At 30.8% G+C, this 25,223-nt stretch carries 27 protein-coding genes; 22 read left to right on the top strand and 5 right to left on the bottom strand.

All coding sequences use genetic code 11. The annotated features are described in order from the left end of the window. Nucleotides 1-45 precede the first annotated feature (45 nt). The 19 genes from AC2D6V_RS12215 (at nt 46) to AC2D6V_RS12125 (ending at nt 18,575) form a co-directional block, all read left to right on the top strand. Nucleotides 46-453 carry a hypothetical protein gene (locus tag AC2D6V_RS12215; RefSeq protein WP_484648480.1) on the top strand — a complete coding sequence of 136 codons (408 nt, stop codon included), beginning with the start codon at nt 46-48 and terminating at the stop codon, nt 451-453. A gap of 9 nt (nt 454-462) precedes the next feature. Continuing rightward, nucleotides 463-759: a thioredoxin gene (trxA, locus tag AC2D6V_RS12210; protein ID WP_484648479.1), complete on the top strand. Its 297-nt coding sequence runs from the start codon at nt 463-465 to the stop codon at nt 757-759. A gap of 81 nt (nt 760-840) precedes the next feature. After that, nucleotides 841-1,446 carry a WG repeat-containing protein gene (locus tag AC2D6V_RS12205; protein WP_484648478.1) on the top strand — a complete coding sequence of 202 codons (606 nt, stop codon included), beginning with the start codon at nt 841-843 and terminating at the stop codon, nt 1,444-1,446. Between the two features lie 10 nt (nt 1,447-1,456). Continuing rightward, nucleotides 1,457-2,542: a site-2 protease family protein gene (locus AC2D6V_RS12200; protein ID WP_484648477.1), complete on the top strand. Its 1,086-nt coding sequence runs from the start codon at nt 1,457-1,459 to the stop codon at nt 2,540-2,542. A gap of 2 nt (nt 2,543-2,544) precedes the next feature. Next, on the top strand, nt 2,545-3,624 hold the full coding sequence (locus AC2D6V_RS12195) for an efflux RND transporter periplasmic adaptor subunit (protein WP_484648476.1): 1,080 nt from the start codon (nt 2,545-2,547) through the stop codon (nt 3,622-3,624). Beyond that, a complete protein-coding gene (locus AC2D6V_RS12190) occupies nt 3,624-4,886 on the top strand; it encodes an ABC transporter permease (protein ID WP_484648475.1) in 1,263 nt (420 codons plus the stop codon). Before AC2D6V_RS12195 ends, AC2D6V_RS12190 begins: the two co-directional genes overlap by 1 nt. Further along, nucleotides 4,887-5,561, top strand: a complete 675-nt coding sequence (locus tag AC2D6V_RS12185) for an ABC transporter ATP-binding protein (RefSeq protein WP_484648474.1) — start codon at nt 4,887-4,889, stop codon at nt 5,559-5,561. 72 nt (nt 5,562-5,633) lie between these two features. Then, nucleotides 5,634-6,524 carry a DnaJ C-terminal domain-containing protein gene (locus tag AC2D6V_RS12180; protein ID WP_484648473.1) on the top strand — a complete coding sequence of 297 codons (891 nt, stop codon included), beginning with the start codon at nt 5,634-5,636 and terminating at the stop codon, nt 6,522-6,524. Then, complete coding sequence (locus AC2D6V_RS12175; protein WP_484648472.1) at nt 6,524-6,820, top strand: chaperone modulator CbpM; 297 nt, start codon at nt 6,524-6,526, stop codon at nt 6,818-6,820. Before AC2D6V_RS12180 ends, AC2D6V_RS12175 begins: the two co-directional genes overlap by 1 nt. Nucleotides 6,821-6,914: 94 nt before the next feature. Further along, nucleotides 6,915-8,894: a heavy metal translocating P-type ATPase gene (locus AC2D6V_RS12170; RefSeq protein WP_484648471.1), complete on the top strand. Its 1,980-nt coding sequence runs from the start codon at nt 6,915-6,917 to the stop codon at nt 8,892-8,894. Between the two features lie 182 nt (nt 8,895-9,076). Continuing rightward, nucleotides 9,077-10,204: a bactofilin family protein gene (locus tag AC2D6V_RS12165; RefSeq protein ID WP_484648470.1), complete on the top strand. Its 1,128-nt coding sequence runs from the start codon at nt 9,077-9,079 to the stop codon at nt 10,202-10,204. 4 nt (nt 10,205-10,208) lie between these two features. Beyond that, nucleotides 10,209-10,613 (top strand): nuclear transport factor 2 family protein, encoded by a 405-nt coding sequence (locus AC2D6V_RS12160; protein WP_484648469.1) that lies wholly within the window; start codon nt 10,209-10,211, stop codon nt 10,611-10,613. A 209-nt stretch (nt 10,614-10,822) separates the two neighbouring features. Next, nucleotides 10,823-11,416 carry a CDP-alcohol phosphatidyltransferase family protein gene (locus AC2D6V_RS12155; protein ID WP_484648468.1) on the top strand — a complete coding sequence of 198 codons (594 nt, stop codon included), beginning with the start codon at nt 10,823-10,825 and terminating at the stop codon, nt 11,414-11,416. Nucleotides 11,417-11,482: 66 nt separating this feature from the next. After that, a complete protein-coding gene (locus AC2D6V_RS12150) occupies nt 11,483-12,664 on the top strand; it encodes a metallophosphoesterase (protein WP_484648467.1) in 1,182 nt (393 codons plus the stop codon). 147 nt (nt 12,665-12,811) lie between these two features. Continuing rightward, nucleotides 12,812-13,270: a pyridoxamine 5'-phosphate oxidase family protein gene (locus tag AC2D6V_RS12145; protein ID WP_484648466.1), complete on the top strand. Its 459-nt coding sequence runs from the start codon at nt 12,812-12,814 to the stop codon at nt 13,268-13,270. Between the two features lie 191 nt (nt 13,271-13,461). Then, on the top strand, nt 13,462-13,959 hold the full coding sequence (locus tag AC2D6V_RS12140; protein WP_484648465.1) for a nicotinate-nucleotide adenylyltransferase: 498 nt from the start codon (nt 13,462-13,464) through the stop codon (nt 13,957-13,959). A gap of 242 nt (nt 13,960-14,201) precedes the next feature. Further along, a complete protein-coding gene (locus AC2D6V_RS12135) occupies nt 14,202-15,098 on the top strand; it encodes a universal stress protein (protein ID WP_484648464.1) in 897 nt (298 codons plus the stop codon). Nucleotides 15,099-15,225: 127 nt separating this feature from the next. Then, nucleotides 15,226-16,263 carry a glycoside hydrolase family 130 protein gene (locus AC2D6V_RS12130; RefSeq protein ID WP_484648463.1) on the top strand — a complete coding sequence of 346 codons (1,038 nt, stop codon included), beginning with the start codon at nt 15,226-15,228 and terminating at the stop codon, nt 16,261-16,263. A gap of 11 nt (nt 16,264-16,274) precedes the next feature. Then, the gene (locus AC2D6V_RS12125) at nt 16,275-18,575 is read left to right on the top strand and encodes a glycosyltransferase (protein ID WP_484648462.1); all 2,301 of its coding nucleotides are present in this window, start codon (nt 16,275-16,277) and stop codon (nt 18,573-18,575) included. Nucleotides 18,576-18,615: 40 nt separating this feature from the next. On the opposite strand, the gene AC2D6V_RS12120 is transcribed toward AC2D6V_RS12125, so the two are convergent. The 3 genes from AC2D6V_RS12120 to AC2D6V_RS12110 are packed head-to-tail and all read right to left on the bottom strand — an operon-like array spanning nt 18,616 to nt 21,171. Then, nucleotides 18,616-19,605, bottom strand: coding sequence for an MlaD family protein (locus AC2D6V_RS12120; protein ID WP_484648461.1), 990 nt, complete (start codon nt 19,603-19,605; stop codon nt 18,616-18,618). A gap of 12 nt (nt 19,606-19,617) precedes the next feature. Continuing rightward, complete coding sequence (locus AC2D6V_RS12115; RefSeq protein ID WP_484648833.1) at nt 19,618-20,340, bottom strand: ABC transporter ATP-binding protein; 723 nt, start codon at nt 20,338-20,340, stop codon at nt 19,618-19,620. 60 nt (nt 20,341-20,400) lie between these two features. Then, the gene (locus AC2D6V_RS12110) at nt 20,401-21,171 is read right to left on the bottom strand and encodes an MlaE family ABC transporter permease (protein WP_484648460.1); all 771 of its coding nucleotides are present in this window, start codon (nt 21,169-21,171) and stop codon (nt 20,401-20,403) included. A 385-nt stretch (nt 21,172-21,556) separates the two neighbouring features. Here AC2D6V_RS12110 and AC2D6V_RS12105 point away from each other — a divergent pair, with 385 nt between their 5' ends. Continuing rightward, on the top strand, nt 21,557-22,159 hold the full coding sequence (locus AC2D6V_RS12105; RefSeq protein ID WP_484648459.1) for a hypothetical protein: 603 nt from the start codon (nt 21,557-21,559) through the stop codon (nt 22,157-22,159). 76 nt (nt 22,160-22,235) lie between these two features. Here the strand turns inward: AC2D6V_RS12105 and AC2D6V_RS12100 are convergent, their stop codons facing one another. Next, complete coding sequence (locus AC2D6V_RS12100) at nt 22,236-23,939, bottom strand: ABC1 kinase family protein (protein ID WP_484648458.1); 1,704 nt, start codon at nt 23,937-23,939, stop codon at nt 22,236-22,238. A gap of 4 nt (nt 23,940-23,943) precedes the next feature. Further along, nucleotides 23,944-24,312, bottom strand: a complete 369-nt coding sequence (locus tag AC2D6V_RS12095) for a hypothetical protein (RefSeq protein WP_484648457.1) — start codon at nt 24,310-24,312, stop codon at nt 23,944-23,946. Nucleotides 24,313-24,449: 137 nt separating this feature from the next. Between AC2D6V_RS12095 and AC2D6V_RS12090 the strand changes: the two genes are divergently transcribed. Both AC2D6V_RS12090 and AC2D6V_RS12085 read left to right on the top strand, forming a co-directional pair. Continuing rightward, nucleotides 24,450-24,857, top strand: a complete 408-nt coding sequence (locus AC2D6V_RS12090; protein WP_484648456.1) for a CBS domain-containing protein — start codon at nt 24,450-24,452, stop codon at nt 24,855-24,857. Between the two features lie 118 nt (nt 24,858-24,975). Continuing rightward, nucleotides 24,976-25,197, top strand: a complete 222-nt coding sequence (locus tag AC2D6V_RS12085; RefSeq protein WP_484648455.1) for a heavy-metal-associated domain-containing protein — start codon at nt 24,976-24,978, stop codon at nt 25,195-25,197. Nucleotides 25,198-25,223 lie beyond the last annotated feature (26 nt).

Below are 25,223 nucleotides of genomic sequence, written 5' to 3'. Positions count from 1 at the left end.
ATAATCTTATAAGTATGTATTTTTATTAAAATAAATTTGGCAAAAATGAAAACCAAAAAAAAGTTGACACTTAAGTTTTATCAATCCCTTGGTAAGCTTTTTTATGCCATTGCAGCAGCAGATAGAAAAGTGAGGGATGAGGAATTTAACAAGTTAAAAGAATTAATAACAAAGCATTGGTTAGATGCCGATATTATTGAAGATGCCTATAATACAGATGCAGCATACCAGATAGAGTTTATTTTTGATTGGTTGAATGATGAAGAAAATTTAGACGCTAAAGCATGTTACAACGCTTTTGTAAATTATAAAAATGAACAACCACATCTGTTTACAGATAATTTAAAAAAACTAATAATAAAAACAGCACACGCTATTGCAGCATCTTTTTCTGGGTTAAACAAATCGGAACTAATTATACTTGCTAAACTAAATATAGAATTAAAAAAATAGCTTGATAATATGAGTAGCTTTAATAGTATTATAAATTCAAATCAATTAGTGTTAATCGATTTTCATGCCGATTGGTGTGGTCCATGCAAAGCACTCGCTCCTATTTTAAAAGAAGTGAAGCATGAACTTGCTGACGCCATTAAAATTATAAAAATTAATGTGGATAAAAATCAACCATTAGCAACAAAATATCAAGTTCGTGGTGTACCAACCATGATACTTTTTAAAAATGGCAAGCAGCTTTGGCGGCAATCGGGCGTACTACAAAAAAAAGAAATAATTAGTATTATAAATCAGTATTCTTAGACAAATTCTATCATGATGAATATCATTTTGTAATAACACTAAAGATTCTATTTTAGACTACTATAATAAAACTATTTTGTCATGAAAAAAATATTAATCATACTGTTACTACTTCCTGTTTTTGTCTTAGCACAAACAACAGAAGCATTCGATTTTATAGCACCCTTTAGTAATGATGTCGCTGCCATTAAAAAAGGGGATTCTTGGGGATTTATAAATGACAAAGGCATTATTGTTATTCCCTTTAGAGATGATTTGGTTTTAACTAAAACCAATGGTTACAAATACCCTATTTTTAAAAATAACAGATGCTTAATTTCCGAAGAAAAAGAAGGCATAAAATACTTTGGGTATATAGATAAAAGAGGAAAAACTGTTATTCCACCCAAATTCTTAAATGCTTATAATTTCAATAATGAAGAAGCCATAGTATTAGAGCTAATTAAAGAGGAATTAGGCAAGAACGAGATTTTGGGAAAAAATATAGTCTACTATAGATATTACGAAGTTGTTATTGATTGTAATGGAATTAATAGAGCCTTTTTAAATCCGAAAGGCGTAAACGTAGTTTTAGATAAAAAATTTCTAAGAACAATTCCTAAAATAACCTCCAAAAGAGTTTATGATAATGTTTATGCTGTTTTAAATGAAAACAAGAAATGGACCATCATAACCACCAATAAATAAACTCTTTTAAATGAAAGCAAACTTTAAATTAGGAAGTGTTTCTGGCATTAAGATTATTGTACACTGGACATTCTTTTTCTTAATTGCATGGATAGTTTTTAGCGAATTAAAACGAGGCGGCACAACCGAAAGTATTTTATTTAACATTGCATTGGTTCTAGGCGTTTTTGCCTGTGTAGTCTTGCACGAATTAGGGCACGCCTTAACAGCGAAACGCTTTGGTATTAACACTAAAAAAATAACCTTACTCCCCATTGGCGGGATGGCAAGTTTAGAGCGAATTCCAGAATCGCCAAAACAAGAACTATTAGTCACAATTGCTGGTCCTTTGGTTAATATCATCATAGCTATATTTTTATACTTTATAGTGCCCGTAGATGAGTTTTTGCAATTAAATTTTACAGAAACCTTTGAGGTATTAATGAGTTTCAGGTGGCAAAATTTTCTATTTTCTTTATTTATAGTAAATGTTGGATTAGTACTTTTTAACATTATCCCAGCTTTTCCAATGGATGGTGGGCGAATTTTAAGAGCCTTATTAGCTATGAAAATGAATCGCGTAAAGGCAACTCAAATAGCCTCCAGTATTGGGCAATTTATTGCTGCTTTCTTTTTATTAATAGGCTTATTATATAACCCGTTTCTCGTATTTATTGCCTTAGTTATATTTTTAGGCGCATACGGCGAAAATAAAATGGTACAACATTTAGCATTATTAAAAGGACATACTGTTGAAGACGCTATGCTGCTAAACATAACAACCTTTAAACCTGAAGATTCCATAGACATTGTTGTAAACAAATTAATATCTAGTACCGAAAATAGCTTTGTTGTGGTTAAAGATAATCGTGTCTTAGGATTGCTTTATCATCAAGATATCATAGACAATTCTAACAAAAATGTATTGGTAAAAGATATTATGAATACAGACTTCAAAACTGTAAATAGTGATGATAATCTTGAAAAGATATACAAACTAACCCATAGCGAAAAACATCCATTTTTTCCTGTTTTAAACAACAACAAACTTGCTGGCGTTATTGACCATATTAATTTAAATGAATACCTGTTATTACAAGCAAAATTAGCCTATTGATTATGAAACCTTTTTGGTATTTAACTCTCTTTTTCATCATATTCTCATGTTTTAATAATGAGGATAAAATACTTCCAACGGAAAGGTCTCTAACAGAATCCGTTTATTCTTCAGTAACTATTCAACCAGATAGTTTATATCAAGCTTATGCTATTGTTTCTGGTATTTTAGATATTAATTTAGTAGAAGAAGGTGATATGGTTTCAAAAAGCGAAGCCATTATTCAAATTATTAATAACGCGCCTAAGCTAAATGCTCAAAATGCAAAATTTACTTTGGAATTGGCAAAGGAAAACTATAGCGGCAAAGCAGCTATTTTAGATGGTATTATGAGTGAGATTATTGCAGCGAGACTAAAATACAAGAATGATTCTACTAATTATTACAGACAGAAGAACCTTTGGGAACAGCAAATAGGCTCAAAAGTACAATATGACACTAAAAAACTTAATTACGAGTTGGCGTCTAATAATTTGGTGCTTTTACAAAGTAAATACAACCGAACAAAAAATGAATTGCAAAACGCAGTAAAACAATCAGAAAACAATTATAAAACTGCACTAATTACAACCAAAGATTTTACAGTAAAAAGTAAAATTAATGGCAAAGTATATGCCTTATATAAAGAATCTGGAGAAATTGTAAACACTATGGAACCCTTAGCATCCATTGGCAGTAGTACTCATTTTATTATCGATATGTTGGTAGATGAAGTTGATATTGTGCGCATTGCCCTTGGACAAGATATTTTAATTCATTTAGATGCATACAAAGGCTCTATTTTTAAAGGAAAGGTTTCAAAAATATATCCTAAAAAAGATGAACGTAACCAAACCTTTAAAGTGGAAGCTATTTTCGAAAATGCGCCTGCCAAATTGTATCCAGGGCTATCAGGCGAAGCCAATATTATAATGGCAAAAAAAGACAGTGTTTTAACCATACCAAAAGCCTATTTGATAGATGATAATAAAGTAAAAACCGATGACGGTTTAACATACATTACAATTGGGTTACAAAACATGGAATATGTTGAAGTAATTTCAGGAATAACCAAAAACACTTACATCTACAAACCTGAATAATGATAAATTGGAGCGTAATACTCGGTATTGCAAAAACCCATTTGCTAACCAAAATTAAACAAACAGCTATTGCTGCTCTTGGTGTTACTTTTGGCATTGGCTCATACATCACTCTAGTATGTTTTATGACTGGTTTAAATGGCATGCTAGATGACTTAATATTAAATCAAACACCACATATTCATGTTTACAATGAGATTGAACCTTCTGATAAACAGCCCATTTCTTTATATGATAATATAAAAGAAAGTTTTAATGTGGTGCATTCTATAAAACCAAAACTCACTCAAAAAAAAATTCACAACGCTTTACCAATTATTAATTATTTGGAAGAAAACAGTAATGTTCGGGGAGCACTTCCACAGGTAAAAACGCAAATTTTCTATATCGCGGGCTCAATTGAATTAGGAGGTAATCTTACTGGTATTAACCCACTGGATGAGGCGCGATTATTCAATATGGGCGATTATATTGTTGAAGGCTCTGCCGAAGCTTTACAAAATACAGATAATGGTATTTTATTAGGCATTGGTATTGCTAAAAAAATGTCTTTAAAAGTTGGAGACCGCGTACAAGTTAGCCCTATTAACGGAGGTATTTTCCCTTTAAGAATAGTGGGTTTCTATCAAAGTGGTATTGCAGATCTAGATGCTATTCAAAGTTTTACCAATATAAAAACCATTCAGCGAATTTTAGGCAAAGCCAAAAATTATATTACAGATATTAATGTCAAATTATATGACATCGAGCAAGCCATACCATTATCAAAAAAAATTGAGCAACAATTCAATTTAACAGCTATTGATATTAAAACAGCCAACGCACAATTTGAGACAGGCACAACCATAAGAAATCTTATTACCTATGCCGTTTCAATAACGCTTCTTATCGTAGCAGGATTTGGAATTTATAATATTTTAAATATGCTTATTTATGAAAAAATGAACGACATAGCTATTTTAAAAGCTACAGGTTTTTCAGGTAAAGATGTGCAACTTATTTTTATGAGTCAAGCTATTATTATTGGGTTTATAGGAGGTGTTTTAGGACTTATAATTGGTTTTGGATTAGTGAGTATAATTGATACTATTCCTTTTCAAACAGAAGCACTTCCAACAGTTGAAACGTATCCAATAAACTTAAATCCGTTGTTTTTTATCATAGGTTTTTCCTTTGCGATGATATCAACGTTTTTAGCAGGTTATTTACCTTCAAAAAAAGCAAAAAAAATAGATCCAGTAAGAATAATAAGAGGTCAATAAATGAGTATTGTACTAGAAGCAAAACATATTAACAAGTATTTTAAAAAGCCTGTATTATTTCATGTTTTAAAGGATATTAATTTTCAAATTAAAAAAGGAGAGTTTGCCTCAATAATGGGAAAATCGGGTTGTGGGAAATCTACATTGCTATACATTTTATCAACCATGGATACTGATTACGAGGGGGGACTTTTTTTAAATAACCAACTCATTACAAATCAAAGTAGAGACCATCTTTCATATATTAGAAATAAACATATTGGTTTTGTGTTTCAGTTTCATTATTTATTATCTGAATTTTCAGTTATAGAAAATGTGATGTTACCTGCTAAAAAACTAGCCGAAAAATCGGATGAAGAAATAGAACACGATGCTTTTGAAAAACTGAAAATGTTAAACATAGAACAGCTTGCAAAAAAACGCGCATCGAGAGTTTCAGGTGGCGAAAAACAGCGTATTGCTATAGCCAGAGCCTTGATTAATAACCCATCTATTATTATGGGAGATGAACCAACGGGGAATTTAGATAGTTATAATGCTGAAAATGTCTTCAATATTTTCCAACAGTTAAGTGATGAGCAAGGTTTGTCGCTTTTAATTGTAACTCATGATGAAGATTTTGCCAATAAAACCGATCGCATTATCCAAATGGCGGATGGCGAAATAATAATTTGAATTGTTCTAAATGATTTATATCATTTTTTTTGACCTGTAATGATGTTAATTTTATAATTAAATATTCAATATATGTCGTTTATAGATTACTATAAAATATTAGGCATTACCAAAACGGCATCCGAAGGAGATATCAAAAAAGCGTATAGAAAACTCGCGCGTAAATATCACCCAGATTTAAACCCCAATGATAAAATAGCCGAAAAGAAATTTAAAGAAATTAATGAGGCTAATGAGGTATTAAGTAATCCTGAAAATAGAAAAAAATACGACCAATATGGCGAGCATTGGCAACATGCTGAGGAATACGAAAAAGCGAAACAACATCAACGCCCTCAAAGAAGTTATCAAGGTGCTTCGGGAGGATATTCAGAAGAAGACTTTTCAGATTTTTTTGAGAATATGTTTGGCGGAAGAGCCTCTTCTAGTGGCAGAGCTAGACAAGTAAAATTTAGAGGACAAGATTTTAATGCCGAATTGCAACTCAATCTAAAAGACGTTTACAGCACACATAAGCGCACCTTAACGGTTAATAATAAAAACATTAGAATTACCATTCCTGCAGGGGTAGAAAACGGACAAATCATTAAAATAAAAGGCCACGGTGGTAAAGGTGTTAATGGTGGGCCTAATGGCGATTTGTTCATTCAGTTTTCAATTGTAAATCATTCAAAATTCAGAAGAGATAAAGAAAATCTTCATTTAACTGTAGATTTAGATTTATACAAAGCTTTATTGGGTGGAGAAATTACGGTAAACACCTTTGACGGAAAAGTAAAACTCAAAATAAAACCAGAAACTCAAAACGGGACGAAAGTAAAACTTAAAGGCAAAGGATTTCCAAAATATAAAAAGGAAGATCGGTTTGGAGACTTATATATTACCTATAATATTAAATTACCTAATAAGCTTTCAAACAAAGAAAAAGAATTAATTAAACAGTTACAAACACAACGTTCATAATGGAAACAAGAGATTTAATACCAATAGGATTAGTGTGCGAACATTATAGTATACCTGTAGCTTTTATAATTAGACTGCAAGAGTTTCAACTTATAGAATTAACGCTAAAAAAAGATGTCTTTTTTATTCATAAAACACAAATAATAGAGGTTGAAAAAATAGTACGATTGCATTATGATTTAGAAATAAATATTGAAGGTATTGATGCTATTTATAATTTATTAGATCAAGTAAATACTTTAAAAAATGAAATTAAAATATTAAATAACAGGTTACGATTATACGAAGATTTTTAGAACCAATAAAAATCATAGATGCGAATTTAAATATAAAAAGAAGTATTAAAACCTTCTTTCACATTAATGAACAATTAAAAATAAAACTTGATTGATGGAAGTTATTATTGCAAAAATGAAAGATGAAAACCAAAAGCATAATGACAGCCCTGTAAAGAAAGCGGAACTTTATTTTGCCATCTTTTGTGGAGCATTTCTTCTTTTTGGGTTTTTAATTCAAAAACTTACAACTATATCGAACTGGTTATTTTTATCAAGTTATATAATCTCATATTTTTTTGGAAGCTACTTTACTACCATTGAAGCCTATAAAAAAATTAGAAAAGGTAAATTTGATATCGATTTTCTGATGATTGCGGCGGCTCTAGGAGCTTTTTATATTAATAAATGGGCGGAAGGGGCATTATTATTATTTCTATTTAGTATAGGACATGCTTTAGAACATTTTGCCATGAGTAAAGCTAAAAAATCTATTGAAGCCTTAACTAAATTATCACCAAATACGGCTCTACTTAAGAAAAATAGCAGGCTTGAAGAAATACCTATAAAAAATCTACGCATAAATGATGTTATTGTTATTAAACCAAACACCAAAATTGCTGCAGATGGTGTCATAATTTCAGGCAGTAGTAGTATTAATCAAGCACCAATAACTGGAGAAAGCATTCCTGTAGATAAGGTTTTCATAGAACAGATAGATAATTTACCAAATTTTAAAGACATTGATAAAAAACACATTGTATTTACTGGAACCATTAACGGCAATAATAGCATTGAAGTCTTAGTACTTAAACTAACTAAAGACTCTACTGTTTCTAGATTAATTAAAATGGTTAGCGAAGTAGAAACTCAAAAATCGCCTACTCAGAGACTAACCAAAAAGTTCGAAAAATGGTACGTACCATTCGTCATATTTGTAGTTTCTTTATTATGCTTTACTTATTTGGTCATTAATGAAAATTTTAATCAAAGCTTATATCGTGCTATAACAGTATTAGTTGCAGCTAGTCCATGCGCATTAGCCATTTCAACACCTAGTGCTGTGTTAAGTGGTATTGCAAGAGCAGCCCAAAAAGGTGTACTTATTAAAGGAGGAAAAGCTTTAGAAGATTTAAGTGAAATCACTACCATTGCATTTGATAAAACAGGTACGCTCACCGAAGGAAAACCAAAACTAACAAACATAATACCACTAAGCAATTTTCCTATAAATAAGCTTATTGAGCTAGTTCTAGACATTGAAAGTTTGAGTAATCACCCACTAGCAAAAGCTATTGCAAAGGATATAAAAGAAAATTATAACATTGAATCTAAAAATAATGCATCCAACGTTAATGCCTTTCAGGGAAAAGGAATTAGAGCACTTTATAATGGTAATAATGTTTACATAGGAAATGTAAAGTTGATGGAAGATTCGGGCATAAATATCGATGCAAGAGTTAAGTCTGAAATGGTTAATCTTTTGGAAAATGGTCACACAGTTATGATTGTTGCTTATAAGGGTGAAATTATAGGTTTAATAAGTGTCATGGATTTACCTCGCGACAAAGCAGTTGCTACAATAAAACGACTCCGAAAAATTGGTATTAAATACATGGTAATGCTTACTGGTGATCATCAATATGTTGGTAATGCCATTGCAAAACAAATTGGTCTTATAGAAGCTAAAGGTAATTTACTACCTGAAGATAAAGTATTTGAAGTAACTAAATTAATCCAAAAATATCACAAAATAGCCATGGTTGGAGATGGTGTAAACGACGCTCCTGCAATGGCTTTAAGTACTGTAAGCATAGCAATGGGTGCTGCTGGTAGTGATGTGGCACTAGAAACTGCCGACGTAGCATTAATGTCTGATAAAATTGAGAACTTACCTTTTGTAATAGGTTTGAGCAGAGCTTCAAAACGTATAATAAAACAAAATATTTGGATAAGTTTAGGGGTCGTATGTTTGCTAGTTCCTGTTACTATTTTGGGACTTACAAATATAGGTTTAGCGGTTGCTTTTCATGAAGGTTCTACCCTAATTGTTGTACTTAACGCCCTAAGACTTCTTCGTTTTAAAATCAATTAATATTTTGATAACACTTTATTCATTTTTAAATCCAAAAGGCGAACCTATATATAAATTCTTATAATTAAAATTTGAATGTTACAGTTCATTTAAAGACGCATAATTTTTAAAGCTGACATTCCTCATTTTTTAAATAGTTGCTAAATAGTAGATTTAGTGTTCAAATCAAAAACTTAATACCAATGAAAACTATAGCCATTTTACTTATGTCATTTTACTCAATTGTCTCTTTTGGCCAAACGGAGTATGAAAGTGAGATCTTAATTAATAAGGTACAGCCGGATGACACCTATCGAGCTGGAGAAACCATCAAGATAAATGCCATAATACAAGGAGATCTAGTCATCGCCGGAGGAAAACTCATTGTCAATGATAGTATTAAGGGAGACTTGACTGCAGCAGGAGGCGAATTATTTCTGAACAGTTATGTAGCAGATGACGTTCGAATAGCGGTAGGAAGGACTACTATTGACTCAGAAATAGGTGATGATTTAGTTGTTTTTGGTGGGGAAGTTATCCTTACTGAAAATGCTATAATACATGGAAATTTAAAATGCTTTGCTGGTAACATTGAAATAAATGGCGAGGTGCTCGGAAAGATAGACATTAAAGGGGCCGACATACTTGTAAATGGAACAATAAGAGAGACCTCAAAAATTACATCAGATGAAATTATTATTGGGCCTAACGCTAAGTTCTATAAAGAAGTTCAGTACTACCATGGCAAGGGTGAAATTGATTTTAATGATGCGCTGGTTAATACACAAGCACAATTCAATGAAGACCTTAAAGAAGATGCCACGCAACTATCTTTAACAACCTTTGGCACAAAATCATTGGTATCTTGGGTGAAATATATCTTAACTGCCCTCCTAGGAATTCTTGTTTTCCATGCGCTCTTTAAACACGCGTTTTTAAAAGCTGTTGACGGCTTAGAGAATAACTGGCTCAAAAGTTTTGGTTTTGGATTGGTTTACCTAATTGGTATTCCTTTATTAATCATTGTAGCGCTACTCATAACCATTGGTATCCCATTAGGCCTATTCGCAGCGGCTATATTTGTGTTTAGTCTGCTTTTCGGTCAATTAATTGCTGCAATACTACTGGCCTATTATTTAAAGCATAAAAAGGATACGAATTGGGGCTTTTGGAGTGTTACATTCATTGCCTTAGGGTTTGCCCTTTTAATGCGCCTGATTGCCACAATACCTTATTTAGGAATAGCTGTCTCTGTTGTTATACTGGCAATTACTTATGGCGCATTAACCTTAAAGGTGATTCACTCTAAAAAGCAACTGGCAAAAAATTAGAATCATGAATAAAGAACATCCAAATATCAGTATTTTAAAGAGGTTTAATCCTACAGATCCGAATACTGCTGCTGAGATCTTAGCCGAAGATTTCGTTTGGCATTATATTAACCCTAAACTGTCTGAGTTAGAAGGGGATTATTTCGGTCTCTCTGGTTTGAAGGGTTTCTTTCAAAAACTAGCAGGTCGTACTAATGGTTCCTTTAAAGTAAATCCTATAGCTATAAGCCCTTTGGGAGATAATTTAGTTGTTACACTTGTTAAAGACACCATGTCATTGGAAGGCAAACCAATCGAGATCGACGCTGCTGTTGTATGGTGTATTATAAATAGTAAGATCAAAGAAGCCTGGGACATACCCATTGCTCATACCGCAAAAATGATTGAAACTATAAAAGAGAAACTTTGATAAGAATCTAGAACACGTTTTTCAAATGAATAAAAACGATTACTTAAAATGAATTAAAACATGTATTCTATTGGTTAATTGATGCTAGTCATTTGTTTCAATATAGGTTTAGTTTTACATTATCCTCGACAGTGAATACCTTTTAAGCTGACATTCCTCATTTTTTATAAAACCGACCCATTGTATATTTATAAAAGTTGAAAATAGGTATGCTCACATTTAAGAACTTCAATATTGCCGATTGGTTTTCATTTTATAGAATACTTGCTGCGCCGTTTTTATTAGCTTTAGTTTGGTTCGATTTACGGTTGGTTTTTACATGGTTTTTATTAATTAGTTATTCTACTGATGCTATAGATGGTTATTTAGCGAGAAAGTTAAAAATTGCCAGCCCAAGGGGTTCGCAACTAGATTCTTTTGGCGACCAAATAACACTTGTTGTTGGGTTAATTGGTTTATTTTATTTTGAGACCGAATTTATTAAAGCAAACCTAGTTTTAATTGGGATTGCTTTTATACCATACATCATCCAGATGTTAATAGCATATTTCAAATATGGTAAAGCAACGGCATTTCACACCTATTTAGCAAAACTTTCAGCAATATTCCAAAGTATATTCATTTTATGGTCGTTATTCTTTAATCCAGAATATGTATTGTTTTACACCATGATAATAATAGGCCTTCTAGAAACCTTTGAGGAAATTACACTCATTTTCATGTATCGCAATTGGGCTTCAGATGTAAAAGGGGTCTTTTGGGCATTACGCGACAAACGACGATTAAAAAAGAAAAAAACTTAATACTCAATTCATACTATGCGTAGCTATTCAATATTTACAATTTCACTTTTATGCATAACCATATTATTGATAGATATTATAGCATTTTATTGGTTGCAATCTATTACAGTATTACTAACATCAACTTTTTTAAAAACACTTATAAACATATTATTTTGGACGTTTACCATAGGTTTAATAACAACTATTTTAATTCTTAAAATCACTTTAGACAATATTAATCCCAGACGTAAATATTTAATTATTTCTTCTTTATACGGGCTTACTATATCTTCTTTTATTCCAAAAATATTATTTGTTGTCATTATATCAATACTATTTTTTACAAACTATGTTTTTTCAGAAAAAGAATCCATAATAATTATTCCTTTAGTCGGTTTGTTTTCAGGATTCCTACCTTTCTTTATTATCGTTTATGCCATTTTCAAAGCCGCATATCGCTTTAAAGTTTATCATTACAAAATTCAATTTAATCACTTGCCAAATTCGTTTAATGGTTTAAAAATAGTCCAAATATCCGATTTGCATATAGGTGGATTTAATTACCGTTTTCATATTCTGGAAAAGGCCATAAAGCATATAAACAATTTAAAACCAGATGTTATATTTTTCACAGGCGATTTGGTAAATAATTATGCGTGGGAGCTAACAGGTTGGGAAAAAGTTTTTAAAAAACTAGTAGCTAAAAAAGGGAAGTATGCCATTTTAGGAAATCATGATTATGGTGATTATAGCACATGGGACACTATGGAAGCCAAACAAGAAAACTTTAATGCGATTAAAAAATTTTACAAAAACATAGATTTTAAGTTGTTATTAAATGAATCTCATATTATCAACATTGATAATGAAAAAATAGCCATTATTGGTGTCGAAAATTGGGGAAAACCACAATTTAAGCAATATGGCAATTTACAAATGGCATTAAAAAACACAATCAATATGCCTTTTAAAATTTTACTTTCTCATGACCCATCACATTGGAAACAAGAGGTTGTTGGGAAAACAGATATTGCACTTACTTTATCTGGACATACACACGGTATGCAGCTTGGATTTAATTACAAAAAAATGACTTGGAGTCCTATAAAATATAAATACAAGCACTGGGCAGGCTTATATAAGGAAAACAATCAATATCTATACGTAAATAGAGGTCTAGGTTGGATAGGCTTTCCTGGTAGGTTAGGCATGCGACCAGAAATTACTTTTATTCAAATTAAATGTAGCAGCCCTGCTTCAAATTAATTTAAGCTGACTAATATCATTTTATATTTCAATACTATAAAATAAATTAGGGCATAAATTAAAAAATGACATTCCGACATAAAGATATGTTGGCTTTTAGAATTTATTCTAAATCGTTTTTTGCTAAATTTCTAACCCTATATAATCATGATTCTTAAACTTGGGAAATCTAAATGTAGAACACTAGTAAGCAGAAACTACATAGGTCACATGGCGTATGTTTATAATAATAGACCTTTTGTTATTCCTATTACCTATTTTTATGATGATAGCACCAATGCTTTATTAGGTTACTCAGGAAACGGACATAAAATAAATGCTTTACGAATTAACAATGAGGTATCTATAGAAGTTTCTGAGATTGATACAGTAAATAATTGGAGGTCTGTAATGGTATGCGGTACTTATCAAGAATTTTCAGGAAGTACCGCCAAAATAAACTTGCACAAATTTTCAGAAGGGGTAAAAGATCTTATCAGAAAAAAAGAAGGGAAAAATTTAAAATATTTAAGTGAGTTTTCAAGTAAAATTTATAAAGAAGGATCCCCAGTTGTATTCAAAATAAATATTGATGAACTAACTGGTCGAGAACGACAAACTAAATAGGAAGACATATCAATTCCTCTCTTTCCATACATCTAAAAGATGCAGAGTTCTATATACTAAAATATTAGTTTTTTTAAAGTGAGGTTTGTTTAAAATAACCCTGTTAATTTGTTTAATAACTGATGGTTATCATTTTAAACCTTAATTTATAAATATAGTTTTGTCCCATAATAACTCATAAAAATTGAATTATGAAAACTTTAATTATTGGTTTACTTCTGTTGGGATTAACCACCCAAGTTTATGCTCAAAACCCTGAAACATTTCCTGCTGTTTATATCGTTCATAATTACAAGTATTTGAGTGATGTAAACTCTAAAGAGGTAGCTATTCCAGTTGAAAAAATACATTTAAAAGTTAGTGATTTCAATGTCAAAGAATTAGACATCTATGCCGATGAATATGATTTATACGAAGTTTATTTTGTAATTCCTGAAGGAAAAATATTAGCTTCCTACGATTCAGAAAGTAATTTGCTAAGAACAATAGAAAGATATAAAGACATTGATTTGCCATCATCTGTTTTGGAATCTGTTACTAAAAGATTCCCAAATTGGTTAATATCACAAAATGCATATGTGGTAAATTACCATAATTCTGGTAAATTAAAAAAGCTTTATAAACTTACTCTTGAGAATGGTGATAAACGGATTAAGGTTAAAGTGAATGATAATGGAACATTTATATAAGAATTAATTAAAAAAGTATTTATCTTATATATAAAAGCCGAAATAAACAACTGTCTGTCGAAAAAGCATTTCCAACTTCCTTGGAGATGCTTTTCTTAAAATGATTTTTTGATAATTATAACGGTTTATTGTTTAAAGAAATATGAAGCCATTTACATTTTAAAGAACAGTTACATTGGTAATTTATTCTATTTATGAAAAACAAACCCAATCATTTAATAAAATAATACAAAACGCTCGTTATGAAAACAATAATATATGCTACAGATTGCACTAAAAATGATGCTTCTTCATTAAAGTATGCTTATCGCTTTAGTTGTATTATGAATGCCGATTTACATATTTTACATGTATATGAGTTCCCTCCTATTGCATTTTCTACCATACAACCTTTAGAATTTCTTAAAAAAAGGATGCAGGAAGAACAAATAGAGTTAGTAGATACCTACTGTAAAACCAACCTTAAAAATGAATTTCATCAAAAACCTGTTACTACACATATTATTGAAAATAGTTCTGTTTCACAGGGCATTATGGATCTTTCAAAAACACTAGGTCCAGATTTAATTATTATAGGCATGAAAGATCGCCATAGCGCAAGAGGTTATTTTTCTGGGAATATTGCAAATACATTATTAAATACCATTGAAACGCCTTTATTAATAGTTCCAAATAGTTTAATTTATGATACAATTTCCACAATTGTTTATGCTACAGATTTTGAAGAAGATGATATTTTATCAATACAAAAACTTACAGAAATTGCTAAACCATTTTCAGCACTTATAGAAGTTATACATGTTTATAAAACAGATGAATACCCTGCTAAAAAATATATGAAACAGTTTAAAGACACACTTTTACAAAAAGTCTCATATCCAGAAATAACATTTAAAACCATTGCTTCAACCAATATTAAATCAGGATTGTTAAGTGTTTTAAATAATGAAAAAGCAAGTATGTTGGCCATGTTAGAGCGTGATCATGATTGGAGTTTTTCTAATATTATTCGCAAAGATATAGTGAAGAGTATGGAAGCCACTGTAGAGATGCCCCTACTTGCGTTTAATAAACATAGCACTAAAATTAAACTTCAGAATGCAAACGCAAATAACTCCAAAAATGAATTAGCATATTGATTGAGTTATCAAAATCAAAAAAAACATTAGTCTAACTGATTGATATCATTTTCAATACCCTTCTTCTAATGTATTTTTAAGCTGATTTTATAGTATCAAGGAAACAGATTCAAAAATAAATAAACAAATGAAAGGATTAGAAAAATATGGAATTCTTTTGGGGCCTACAGAAAATGAATTCGAAAACGATGGTGTCTTTAATCCAGGTATTTATCAAGAAGGCAATACTGTACATATACTTTACAGAGCAGTGCAACATGGTAATCTTTCTACCATTGGATATGCAAAAACAGATGGCCCATACAAAATAAAAGAGCGCTATAATTATCCTATAATAACGCGAGAATTAGAGTATGAAAAACACGGTGTAGAGGATGCAAGAATCACAAAAATTGATGATACTTATTATATACTTTATACGGCTTATGATGGTATAAATACCTTGGGAGCTTTAGCAACTTCGAAAGATTTAGTGCATTTTGAAAAACAAGGTATTATAACCCCGCAACTCAATTATAATGAGTATGAAGAACTAGTGAAATGTTGTGATAAAAAAGGGTTAAACCCTAAATACCATCATTACTTTCGCCTTTTTGCCGAAATTGGATTAGTAGATGAAAAATTCAGGCTTTTAAGAGACAAGGATATTGTGTTGTTTCCCAGAAAAATAAACGGCAAGTTTGCCATGTTGCACCGTATTTGGCCAGGGATTCAAATCGTTTATTTTGATGATTGGAAAGATTTAACGAAAACCTTTTGGGAAGATTACATCAAGAATTTAACAGATTATATAGTTTTAGACCCCAAGGGTATTTTCGAAGTTAATTATATTGGTGCAGGTGGCCCTCCAATAGAAACTGAATTCGGTTGGTTGTTAATTTATCACGGGGTTCAAGAAACTACAAAAGGTAGAACATATCATGCCAAAGCAGCACTATTGCAACATGATAAACCAGAAATAGAAATAGCAAGGTTACCCTATCCTTTATTTTCTCCAACAAAAAAATGGGAAAAACATGGTATCGTTGATAATGTCGTTTTCCCTATGGGACATGCCATATTTGGAGACGATTTATATATCTATTATGGTGCTGCCGATATGTACACGGGTGTTGTAAAAATGAGTTTAAATAGACTATTACGAGAATTAAGAAAACAACCTTAGAAAGAAATGCTATGAAATTTTTAGAAAGAGGAATGAAAATGTTAATTGTTGGATCGTATCCACCAAGAAAGTGTGGTATAGCAACTTTTTCTAATGATACTGTAAATGCCATCGGTAATATGTTTGGGAGTACACTACCCATAGAAGTCTGCGCATTGCAAAATCAAGAACCTGCCCTATCATATGGAGAAGAAGTCTCCTATATATTGTTTACCTCTATTCTAGAAAATTATCGATTAATTGCTGAAAAAATAAATGAAAGAAATGATATAGGTTTAGTTTGTGTTCAACACGAGTTTGGTTTGTATGGTGGGGTACTGGGAGATTATTTGTTAGCATTCCTGCTAGCATTGAATAAACCAGTTATAACGGTTTTCCATACCGTATTGCCAAACCCGGATGAAAAACGGAAAAAAGTCATTCAAACCATCGAAACACTTTCAGATAGACTCATTGCACTTACTAAAAAATCTAAAAAATTACTTGTAGAAGACTACAAATGTTCACAACACAAAGTTAGAATTATACCTCACGGCACCCATACTGTGCTTTGGGAGCATAAAAAATCATTAAAAATTAAATATGAATACCAAGATAAAATTGTGCTGTCTACTTTTGGTCTGCTTAGTGAAAATAAAAATATAGAAACCGCTTTATATGCTTTAAAAGATATTGTAAAAAAACATCCAAATGTGGTTTATTTGGTTATTGGTAAAACACATCCCGAAATCATTAAAAGAGAAGGTGAAGTTTACCGAAATCGGCTATTGGAAATTACGAAGAAACTCAAGATTCAAGACCATATAATCTTCATCGATAAGTATTTAGAATTAAAGCAACTACTTGAATATTTAACACTATCAGACATCTATTTATTTACCTCCAAAGACCCTAACCAAGCTGTTAGTGGCACATTGGTATATTCATTGAGTTGTGGTTGTGCCGTAATTTCAAACCCCATACCTCATGCGGTAGAAACTTTGAAAAACGGAAATGGCGTATTGTTGGAAAACTTTGGAGATAGTAATGAGCTTGAGCAAAAAATATTGAATCTCATAGAAAACAAAGATAAGCGTGTTAACATGGCCAAAAATGCTTTTGCGAACATTCGATTTACAACTTGGGAAAATGTGGCAATAAAATACGGGTTGCTTTTTGGTAAACTAACAGAGCGCATAGAAGACTTAAGATTTAATTTACCCCCAATTAAACTAGATCATATTAAAAAACTAACCACCGATCATGGTATACTACAATTTTCAAATTTTAGTGAACCAGACATAAATTCTGGCTATACTTTAGATGATAATGCTAGGGCTTTAATAAATATGGTTATGCATTATAATTTATATGGAAAAAACTATGTGCTTAACTATGCAAATATCTATTTAGAGTTTATAGAAAATATACAAAGAAAGGACGGTTGGTTTGACAATTACATGAACCATGAGCTACAGCTAACAAAACAAAATACAGAAACTAATCTTGAAGATGCCAATGGCAGGGCTATTTGGAGTTTAGGTTATGTTATAGGACATCAAGAGATTTTGCCATCAGGTTTAATTAATCGTGCAAAAAAATGTTGGAATAAAATTATAGATAGAATAGATGATATTAATTCCCCTAGAGCCATAGCATATACTATTAAAGGACTCTGCCATTATTATGCAGCATACCAAGAAATATTAATAAAAAGTAAAGTAGACAATTTGGCAAATAAGCTTTTGCAACATTATAAAGTGAATTATGAAGAAGGCTGGCATTGGTATGAGGATTACATGACTTATGCCAATAATATATTGCCAGAGGCTATGATGTACAGTTACCTGATAACTAAAAATGAGGATTATAAAAAAATAGGAGAAATTACTTTTGATTTTTTAATGTCTCAATATTTTATGAAGCGGCAAATAAAAGTCATCTCAAACAGAGGGTGGTTTAAAAAAAAGAATGAACGTGAATTTCATGGCGAACAACCTATAGAAGTGGTTACCACGATTATTACTCTGGATTTATTTTATAGAATAACTGGTAAAACGAGATTTAAGAATCAGCTGGAAATTGCTTTTAGCTGGTTTTTAGGCAACAACCACCTTAATCAAATTATGTATAATCCTGAAAACGGTGCATCTTATGATGGATTGGAAGATACACATGTAAACATTAATCAAGGTGCAGAATCTACCCTGTGCTTTTTTAAGGCGCAAATGATAATGGATAAATATACCAGAAAAGTAACTGTTCACAATCTCCGTAAAGCAGAATCTAAAAGGCAATGGGAAAATGTTATTCCAGCAATTTTAAGTGATTAATTTTGTCTTTCATTAAGGCGGCGGATAAAAACAACCCTGCTTAATCTTGTTGTTTTCTTTCTTCTTTTAGTTGTTTACGTTCAAGTTTTCTAAAATAACCTCGCGTTAAAAAATTATGCTTAAAAGCTTCCATGTTCTGGTTGAACTTATCTGTACCTTCATTAATATTTTTAATGGTTTCTTTAAGGCTTTCAACAAATTCAGCATCATTTGAAAGGTAATTTAGGGCACCCTCACCTTCTTTCACGTTAGCAATTGTTGCATTCATATTAGTAATAACATCTGTAATTTCATTTGTGGAGTTTTCCAAATTAGTAATAATGTTTTTCATTTTTAGAGATTGCAAAGAATCATTTAATAAAGTACCTGCAATACTTTCATTAAAGTTTATTGAAGAAATAATACTGTTTAACTCTTTCATCGATTTTGATGCTTCAATACTCATAATTCTTAACTGATTTACAGTTAGTTTAAGATTGTTAGACACAATAGTATCGTTTATAAGCATTCCAAATGTGCCTTTACTATCTGCCATAGCATCTGCTATTTTTAATAATTTAGCTGTTAATAAAGCAGCATTTTCATTGGTAACACTTAAGGTATTTAGCATATCTGAAGTTCCAATTTTTGTATAGGACTTGATAATATCTCCAGATGAAATAGCCCCATTAACTCCATTACCAGGAATAATGTTTACAATCATATTTCCTACCAATCCATCTGTCCCTATAGTTGCAATTGCATCCTTTTTAATATGATTTATCATTTTTTCCTCTATTAGCATAACTACATTTATTGTAGAATCGTTAACCATAGTTATGGACTTTACTGTGCCAACATTAATACCAGAATAACGTACATTGTTACCATTTATTAACCCATTAACATTATTAAAATTGGTGCTAATTGAAAAGGTTTTAGCAAATATATTTTGGCGTTGACCAATAAAATATATGGCTACTATAAAAATGAATAACCCTATAATAACAAAAATTCCTAATTTTAGTTTTTCGTTAGTTGTTTTTTTCATGATTACTATATTTTATTTAAAAAATGCTTTTATCTTTTCATCTGTAGATGCCTTTAATTCTGCAAAAGTGCCTTCAGCATAGTTAATACCATCTATCAACAAAATCATACGTTCTGATACAACCCGAGCACAATCTACATCATGTGTTATAATAAGCGATGATGTTTGATACTGTCTTTGAATATGTCTCATAAGCTCAATGATTTCTTTTGCTGTTATGGGGTCTAATCCACTTGTAGGCTCATCATATAAAATTATTTTAGGTTTAAGTATTAATGTCCTAGCTAGTGCAACGCGCCTTTGCATACCTCCAGAAAGTTCGGCGGGCATTAAATCTATGGCATCAGCTAATCCAACACTTTCTAAGGCTTCAATAACCAATTGGGTCGTATCGGTAATAGTTCCAAATTTGTGTTTGTGTCGTCTCAAAGGAAACTCTAAATTTTCCCTTACCGTCATGGAATCATATAAAGCACTTCCTTGAAATAAAAACCCGATTTCGGTACGCAATTCATCTAAATCTATACGGTTTAATATGGTAATATCCTTACCCATTACTTTTATACTCCCGGAGTCTGCTTCCATTAAACCAACCAAACATTTTATCATAACTGACTTCCCTGAGCCTGATTTACCCATTATAACCAAATTTTCACCTTCAAAAAGTTCTAAATTAAATCCGTTTAAAACATGGTTATTTCCAAAGGCCTTTTTTAAATCTTTAATGTCAAGCATTAACTTTTTCGAGATTACCGTATCTGCTCTTTCTTGTATGTTTTGCGTTTGTTTCATCTTTTAAATTTCAAAAAATATATCGGTTACAAATACAGCAATAAAGTCGATTATAAATAATAACATGGATGAAAACACAACTGCCGAATTTGCTGCCAATCCCACACCTACAGTTCCTTTTTCACAGTAATACCCCTTAAAGCATCCAACAAGTCCGATAGCAAATCCGAAGAAATAGGTTTTAATGGTTGCAGGAATGATGTCTCCAAACTCTAGCGCATTAAACACTTTGTTAAAGTATAATTGAAATGATACTTCTCCTTTTATGTTTTCAATAATATAAGAACCATAAAGGGCAATAGCATCGCCTAAAATGACTAATATGGGTAGCATGAGTGTTGCTGCTAAAATTCTTGTAACCACTAAATATTTAAAGGGATTGGTACCAGATACTTCCATAGCATCAATTTGCTCTGTTACTCGCATAGAACCTAATTCGGCACCTATACCAGAAGCAATACGTCCAGCAAAAGTTAAAGCTATTATTACGGGGCCAATCTCTCTAATAATAGAAATACTCACCATAGAAGGCATCCAAGATTCTGCTCCAAATTCTTCTAATGTTGGTCGGGTTTGTAAGGTTATTACTAAACCTATTATGAATCCCGTAACTCCTACTAGTAGTAAAGATTTATTGCCTATACTATAACATTGCCTTAATAACTCTTTAAACTCGAAAGGTTTATTAAATAATTCTTTAAAAAACCTTCGAGCAAAATAAGTAAGCTCACCAATTTCTATAAAAAACGACTCTATTTTAACTAATTTCAGCATTTAGCAGATATTATAATTTTAAATTTATGACATCACAGTTACATATAAAATGATTAAAATCATATAGCTACTGATGTATATCATTGTAAAATCAATGGATTGCAATTATCTTTTCAATATTATTTATAAGCACATGAATTTAGGTTTGGTATTATCTGGAGGTGGTATGCGAGGAGCTGCTCATATTGGAGCTATAAAAGCTTTGGAAGAATAAGTCTAAAACCTAACACAACTAGCTGATAGAAGTGTTAATGCTGTTTTAGGGGTGTTTTATGCTTATGGCTATAATTGGGAAAATATTTTAAGGTTTTTTAAAAACTGATGGTCGTCATTTAGTAATCTAAGTTTTGTTTATACATTTAGTATTATAAAAAATCTATTAGTCATGAAAAATACTCAGGATATTCAATTTGTTGATAAAGTTATAGGAGCACTTAGAAAAACAGCTGTAGAATTAGAAGAATTTCAAGTAAAAGCTGCCTTAGGAAAAGCAGATGCTCAAGATAAGTATGAAGAGGTTAAAAAGAAATTTAATCTATTTATACATGATAGTGAGTTTAAAATAAAAGATATTAAAGAAAAAATAGTAGAACTTAACACAAAGTTTGATGAGCTACGTGTACAATTGGCATTAGGTAAAGCCGAGACTAAAGAAATCTTTAAAAAACAAAAAAAGCAAATACTTTTAATAATACATGATATTGAAGTTAAAATAAAAACGAATGAAACTTTAAATAGGATGTATGCATTAACACTTATTGAAATAGAACAATTTAAAATTCAGTTAGAGATTTTAGAACAAAAGTATACTAGAGATAAAAGAGAAGCTAAAGACACTTTTGAAAAAGGAAAAAAAGATTTCAATTCTTTTATTGATAGGTTTAAAGGCAAGTATGGAAAGAAAAAAGAAGAAACAAAACTAGAGCATTTTCAAAATGAAATCTCCGAAGCTTTTGATCATTTTAAAAAAGCATTTTCCAAAGCCTAACCGTTTAAATAAATCTAAAAAAACACAATTTAAATTGTGTTTTTTTATTTAAAATTCATCGTATAACTTTGGGAAATTAATAATCATAATCTCCTTTTTTTATATTATTTACAACTCCAAACCCCAAAATTACTGCTATAATAAAACTTATAATTCCTAATATCGATATACTCCTCCAAAGTGGGTGTATTTCATAAATTATAAATAGTGAAGCTCCAATTATTAAGGCTACCATAATAAAAGTAGTAATAAGTTGTTTTGTTATTCTTTGTAATGTATGTACCATAGGGTCTATACCCTTATGGGTTAAGTCTACTTTTATCTGACCAGAGTTTATTTTACGTATAGCATTCTTTAAATCTGATGGAAATTCTTCCATATAATCTGTAAGTTCTACAACAGAATTTGCAACTTTCTTACCCATTTTTATAAGGTTATATTTTTTCGTTACACTTGTTCTAAGATATGGCTTTGCTATTTCGAATTGTTCCAATTTGGCATCTAGTTTATTAATAACACCTTCAACAGTTACTAAAGATCTCGCAAAAAGAAAAAAGTAAGTAGGAACTTTTAATCCATGAGCAATAATAATATCCTTTAGTTCTAATAAAACTGTACTCATTTCATTTTCATGAATATCTCTCACATAATATTTTTCAACAAATTCATTTATAGCGAACTCCAAATCTCTCATATTAGAAATAGGTTCATTATTTGATAGCTGTTGTAAAGTTTTAATTATATTTTTTACATCCTTGTTTGTAATAGCTACGAATAATTTTCCGAAAATTGAAATATCTCGCGGTAACATACTTCCCATCATTCCAAAGTCTAAATAACAAATATGACTATTAGGAAGTACCAATAAATTCCCTGGATGCGGATCTGCATGAAAGAATCCATATTCAAAAATCTGTTTAAAATAGCTAATAGTAAGTCTTCTTGCAAGAACTACAGTATCAATATTTTTGGCTTTTAACTTATCAATTTGATTGATTTTAATTCCTGAAATAAACTCCATAGCTAAAACTTTTGAAGTTGTAAAAGCCGAATATACTTTAGGAGCCTCGGCAAATTGATCTAAAGTATTATCGTTTTTTAGATTATTGTAAAACCTTTGAATGTTAATAGATTCATTAATAAAATCAATTTCCTTTAGTATTGATTCTTCAAAGTTCTCAACAATTCCTCTTGGGTCAAAACTTTTTAAAGAAGGAATTCTTCTTTCTAAAACGTATGCAATTTTGTACATGGCCTTAATGTCTTCAAAAATAACTTCATCAATGCCAGATCGTTGTACTTTTAAAGCAACACGCTTACCAGAGTGTAGAGTTACATGATGTACTTGCGCTATTGATGCCGATGCAAAAGGTGTTGGATCATACCAAGCAAATAAGTTTTCTACTGTATCTTTTAATTCTGTTTCTACAACTCGTTTAGCAACACTTTTTGGCATTGGCGGCACATTGTCATGTAGTTTTTCTAATTCAATAGTTAACTCTAAAGGAACCAAATCTGGTCTATTACTTAAAATTTGTCCAAATTTCACAAACGTAGGTCCTAGCTCTTCACACACCAATCGCATTTTTGCCCATTTGCTATGGGTAAGGGCATGTTTTCTTGAAGCTTTAGGAATTAATTTTCGCATAAAAGAATATTGATTATTCTCCTCTAGATATTCTACCAAATCTTCAAAGCCATATTTTATTAAAACTTTAAGTATCTGGTTGTACCTAGAAATAGACCTAAAATTCCTTCCAATACCTGTTATAATCCCCATAGTCTTATGCTTCGATTTTATTTAACCTAGCCTCTAATAGCGCAACAGTAGCGTCTAGTTTTTCAAGTTTTTCATTTAGATATTTAATTTCATCCAAATGTGCCACATTTATTTTTTTATAAAACTTAACAATTAATTCTTGTATTTTTTCATTTAACTCTTCCTTTAATTCATGAGTTTTCAAAATTATTTTATCTGCAAATTCTAATTCATTTCCATTTTCGTCTAATTGAGATTCAGACATAATACTATTGAAATTATCTTTCCCTTTTTCTGAAAACTCACTTATTTTATCTAGAAATTTTGTGTCTTTTGCTAAATAATAAATACTAGAACTTAATGTGAGTAGCTCTAAGATTGTTTTTGTTTTCATAACCCTATAATTTGACTTAAACTAATACTAAATGTATAAACAAATAAGATATTTTAACATGATTTTAATCATGTTACAACTTGCATTAATTTTTTAATTTTAAGTTTATTAATAGAAAAAATATTAATTGTAAGGTTATGAAATCTAATTCAATAAAACTCGTAATGACTAAGGATGTAATTTATGTTTCTCCAGAGCAAAATCTTTTAGATGTAAAACATATTTATGAGAAAAAAAGATGGCATCATCATATTCCAGTTTTAGAAAATGAAAAATTAGTTGGAATGGTTAGCCTAATAGATTTCATGTATAATATTGTTGGAGCTGGGATAAATGATGACCATGCGGTTTATAAAAAGTTAAAAGTTAAGGATATAATGACTCAAAAACCTTTTCATTTAACTACTAGTGCAAGCGTTGAAGATGTTGCCAAAGTTTTATCGACTCAACACTTCCACGCTGTTCCAATTCTCGAGAACGGCAAGTTAGTAGGTATTGTTTCTACAGCTGATATTATTAATTATTACTTAAATAAAGCAATATAGTTTGCTTAAAATTGCGTCAATAATTTTCTTAAATATTATCAATAATTTTTCGAAAGATTGATAATTATCATTTCTAATTTTTATAATGAATCATATCTTTATTTCAATATAAAATATTATGAAAACTACGTTATACATACAAAACCTAAAATGCTCAGGATGTAAAACTTCAATAATATCTAAGCTTTCTGCAATAAAAGGCATTTCTAACATATCTATTAAACTTCAATATGAGACCGTCACCTTTGAACATGAAAGCAAAGAAGATGTTGAAGAGGTAAAACAACTATTATCAAAAATTGGTTATCCGCCTTTTGGCGAAAAAAACAATTTAGATTAAAAGGTGAAATCGTATGTGAGTTGCGC

Source organism: Algibacter sp. YIN40 (assembly GCF_057219435.1).
The sequence above is the reverse complement of the archived record's forward strand: the minus strand, read 5'-3'. Positions and strand labels throughout refer to the sequence as shown.

What these genes read in the sequence shown, in the direction of transcription:
- AC2D6V_RS12215 (WP_484648480.1), top strand. Translation starts at nt 46, where the DNA reads ATGAAAACCAAAAAAAAGTTGACACTTAAGTTTTATCAATCCCTTGGT.
- trxA (WP_484648479.1), top strand. Translation starts at nt 463, where the DNA reads ATGAGTAGCTTTAATAGTATTATAAATTCAAATCAATTAGTGTTAATC.
- AC2D6V_RS12205 (WP_484648478.1), top strand. Translation starts at nt 841, where the DNA reads ATGAAAAAAATATTAATCATACTGTTACTACTTCCTGTTTTTGTCTTA.
- AC2D6V_RS12200 (WP_484648477.1), top strand. Translation starts at nt 1,457, where the DNA reads ATGAAAGCAAACTTTAAATTAGGAAGTGTTTCTGGCATTAAGATTATT.
- AC2D6V_RS12195 (WP_484648476.1), top strand. Translation starts at nt 2,545, where the DNA reads ATGAAACCTTTTTGGTATTTAACTCTCTTTTTCATCATATTCTCATGT.
- AC2D6V_RS12190 (WP_484648475.1), top strand. Translation starts at nt 3,624, where the DNA reads ATGATAAATTGGAGCGTAATACTCGGTATTGCAAAAACCCATTTGCTA.
- AC2D6V_RS12185 (WP_484648474.1), top strand. Translation starts at nt 4,887, where the DNA reads ATGAGTATTGTACTAGAAGCAAAACATATTAACAAGTATTTTAAAAAG.
- AC2D6V_RS12180 (WP_484648473.1), top strand. Translation starts at nt 5,634, where the DNA reads ATGTCGTTTATAGATTACTATAAAATATTAGGCATTACCAAAACGGCA.
- AC2D6V_RS12175 (WP_484648472.1), top strand. Translation starts at nt 6,524, where the DNA reads ATGGAAACAAGAGATTTAATACCAATAGGATTAGTGTGCGAACATTAT.
- AC2D6V_RS12170 (WP_484648471.1), top strand. Translation starts at nt 6,915, where the DNA reads ATGGAAGTTATTATTGCAAAAATGAAAGATGAAAACCAAAAGCATAAT.
- AC2D6V_RS12165 (WP_484648470.1), top strand. Translation starts at nt 9,077, where the DNA reads ATGAAAACTATAGCCATTTTACTTATGTCATTTTACTCAATTGTCTCT.
- AC2D6V_RS12160 (WP_484648469.1), top strand. Translation starts at nt 10,209, where the DNA reads ATGAATAAAGAACATCCAAATATCAGTATTTTAAAGAGGTTTAATCCT.
- AC2D6V_RS12155 (WP_484648468.1), top strand. Translation starts at nt 10,823, where the DNA reads ATGCTCACATTTAAGAACTTCAATATTGCCGATTGGTTTTCATTTTAT.
- AC2D6V_RS12145 (WP_484648466.1), top strand. Translation starts at nt 12,812, where the DNA reads ATGATTCTTAAACTTGGGAAATCTAAATGTAGAACACTAGTAAGCAGA.
- AC2D6V_RS12140 (WP_484648465.1), top strand. Translation starts at nt 13,462, where the DNA reads ATGAAAACTTTAATTATTGGTTTACTTCTGTTGGGATTAACCACCCAA.
- AC2D6V_RS12135 (WP_484648464.1), top strand. Translation starts at nt 14,202, where the DNA reads ATGAAAACAATAATATATGCTACAGATTGCACTAAAAATGATGCTTCT.
- AC2D6V_RS12130 (WP_484648463.1), top strand. Translation starts at nt 15,226, where the DNA reads ATGAAAGGATTAGAAAAATATGGAATTCTTTTGGGGCCTACAGAAAAT.
- AC2D6V_RS12125 (WP_484648462.1), top strand. Translation starts at nt 16,275, where the DNA reads ATGAAATTTTTAGAAAGAGGAATGAAAATGTTAATTGTTGGATCGTAT.
- AC2D6V_RS12120 (WP_484648461.1), bottom strand. Translation starts at nt 19,605, where the DNA reads ATGAAAAAAACAACTAACGAAAAACTAAAATTAGGAATTTTTGTTATT.
- AC2D6V_RS12115 (WP_484648833.1), bottom strand. Translation starts at nt 20,340, where the DNA reads ATGCTTGACATTAAAGATTTAAAAAAGGCCTTTGGAAATAACCATGTT.
- AC2D6V_RS12110 (WP_484648460.1), bottom strand. Translation starts at nt 21,171, where the DNA reads ATGCTGAAATTAGTTAAAATAGAGTCGTTTTTTATAGAAATTGGTGAG.
- AC2D6V_RS12105 (WP_484648459.1), top strand. Translation starts at nt 21,557, where the DNA reads ATGAAAAATACTCAGGATATTCAATTTGTTGATAAAGTTATAGGAGCA.
- AC2D6V_RS12100 (WP_484648458.1), bottom strand. Translation starts at nt 23,939, where the DNA reads ATGGGGATTATAACAGGTATTGGAAGGAATTTTAGGTCTATTTCTAGG.
- AC2D6V_RS12095 (WP_484648457.1), bottom strand. Translation starts at nt 24,312, where the DNA reads ATGAAAACAAAAACAATCTTAGAGCTACTCACATTAAGTTCTAGTATT.
- AC2D6V_RS12090 (WP_484648456.1), top strand. Translation starts at nt 24,450, where the DNA reads ATGAAATCTAATTCAATAAAACTCGTAATGACTAAGGATGTAATTTAT.
- AC2D6V_RS12085 (WP_484648455.1), top strand. Translation starts at nt 24,976, where the DNA reads ATGAAAACTACGTTATACATACAAAACCTAAAATGCTCAGGATGTAAA.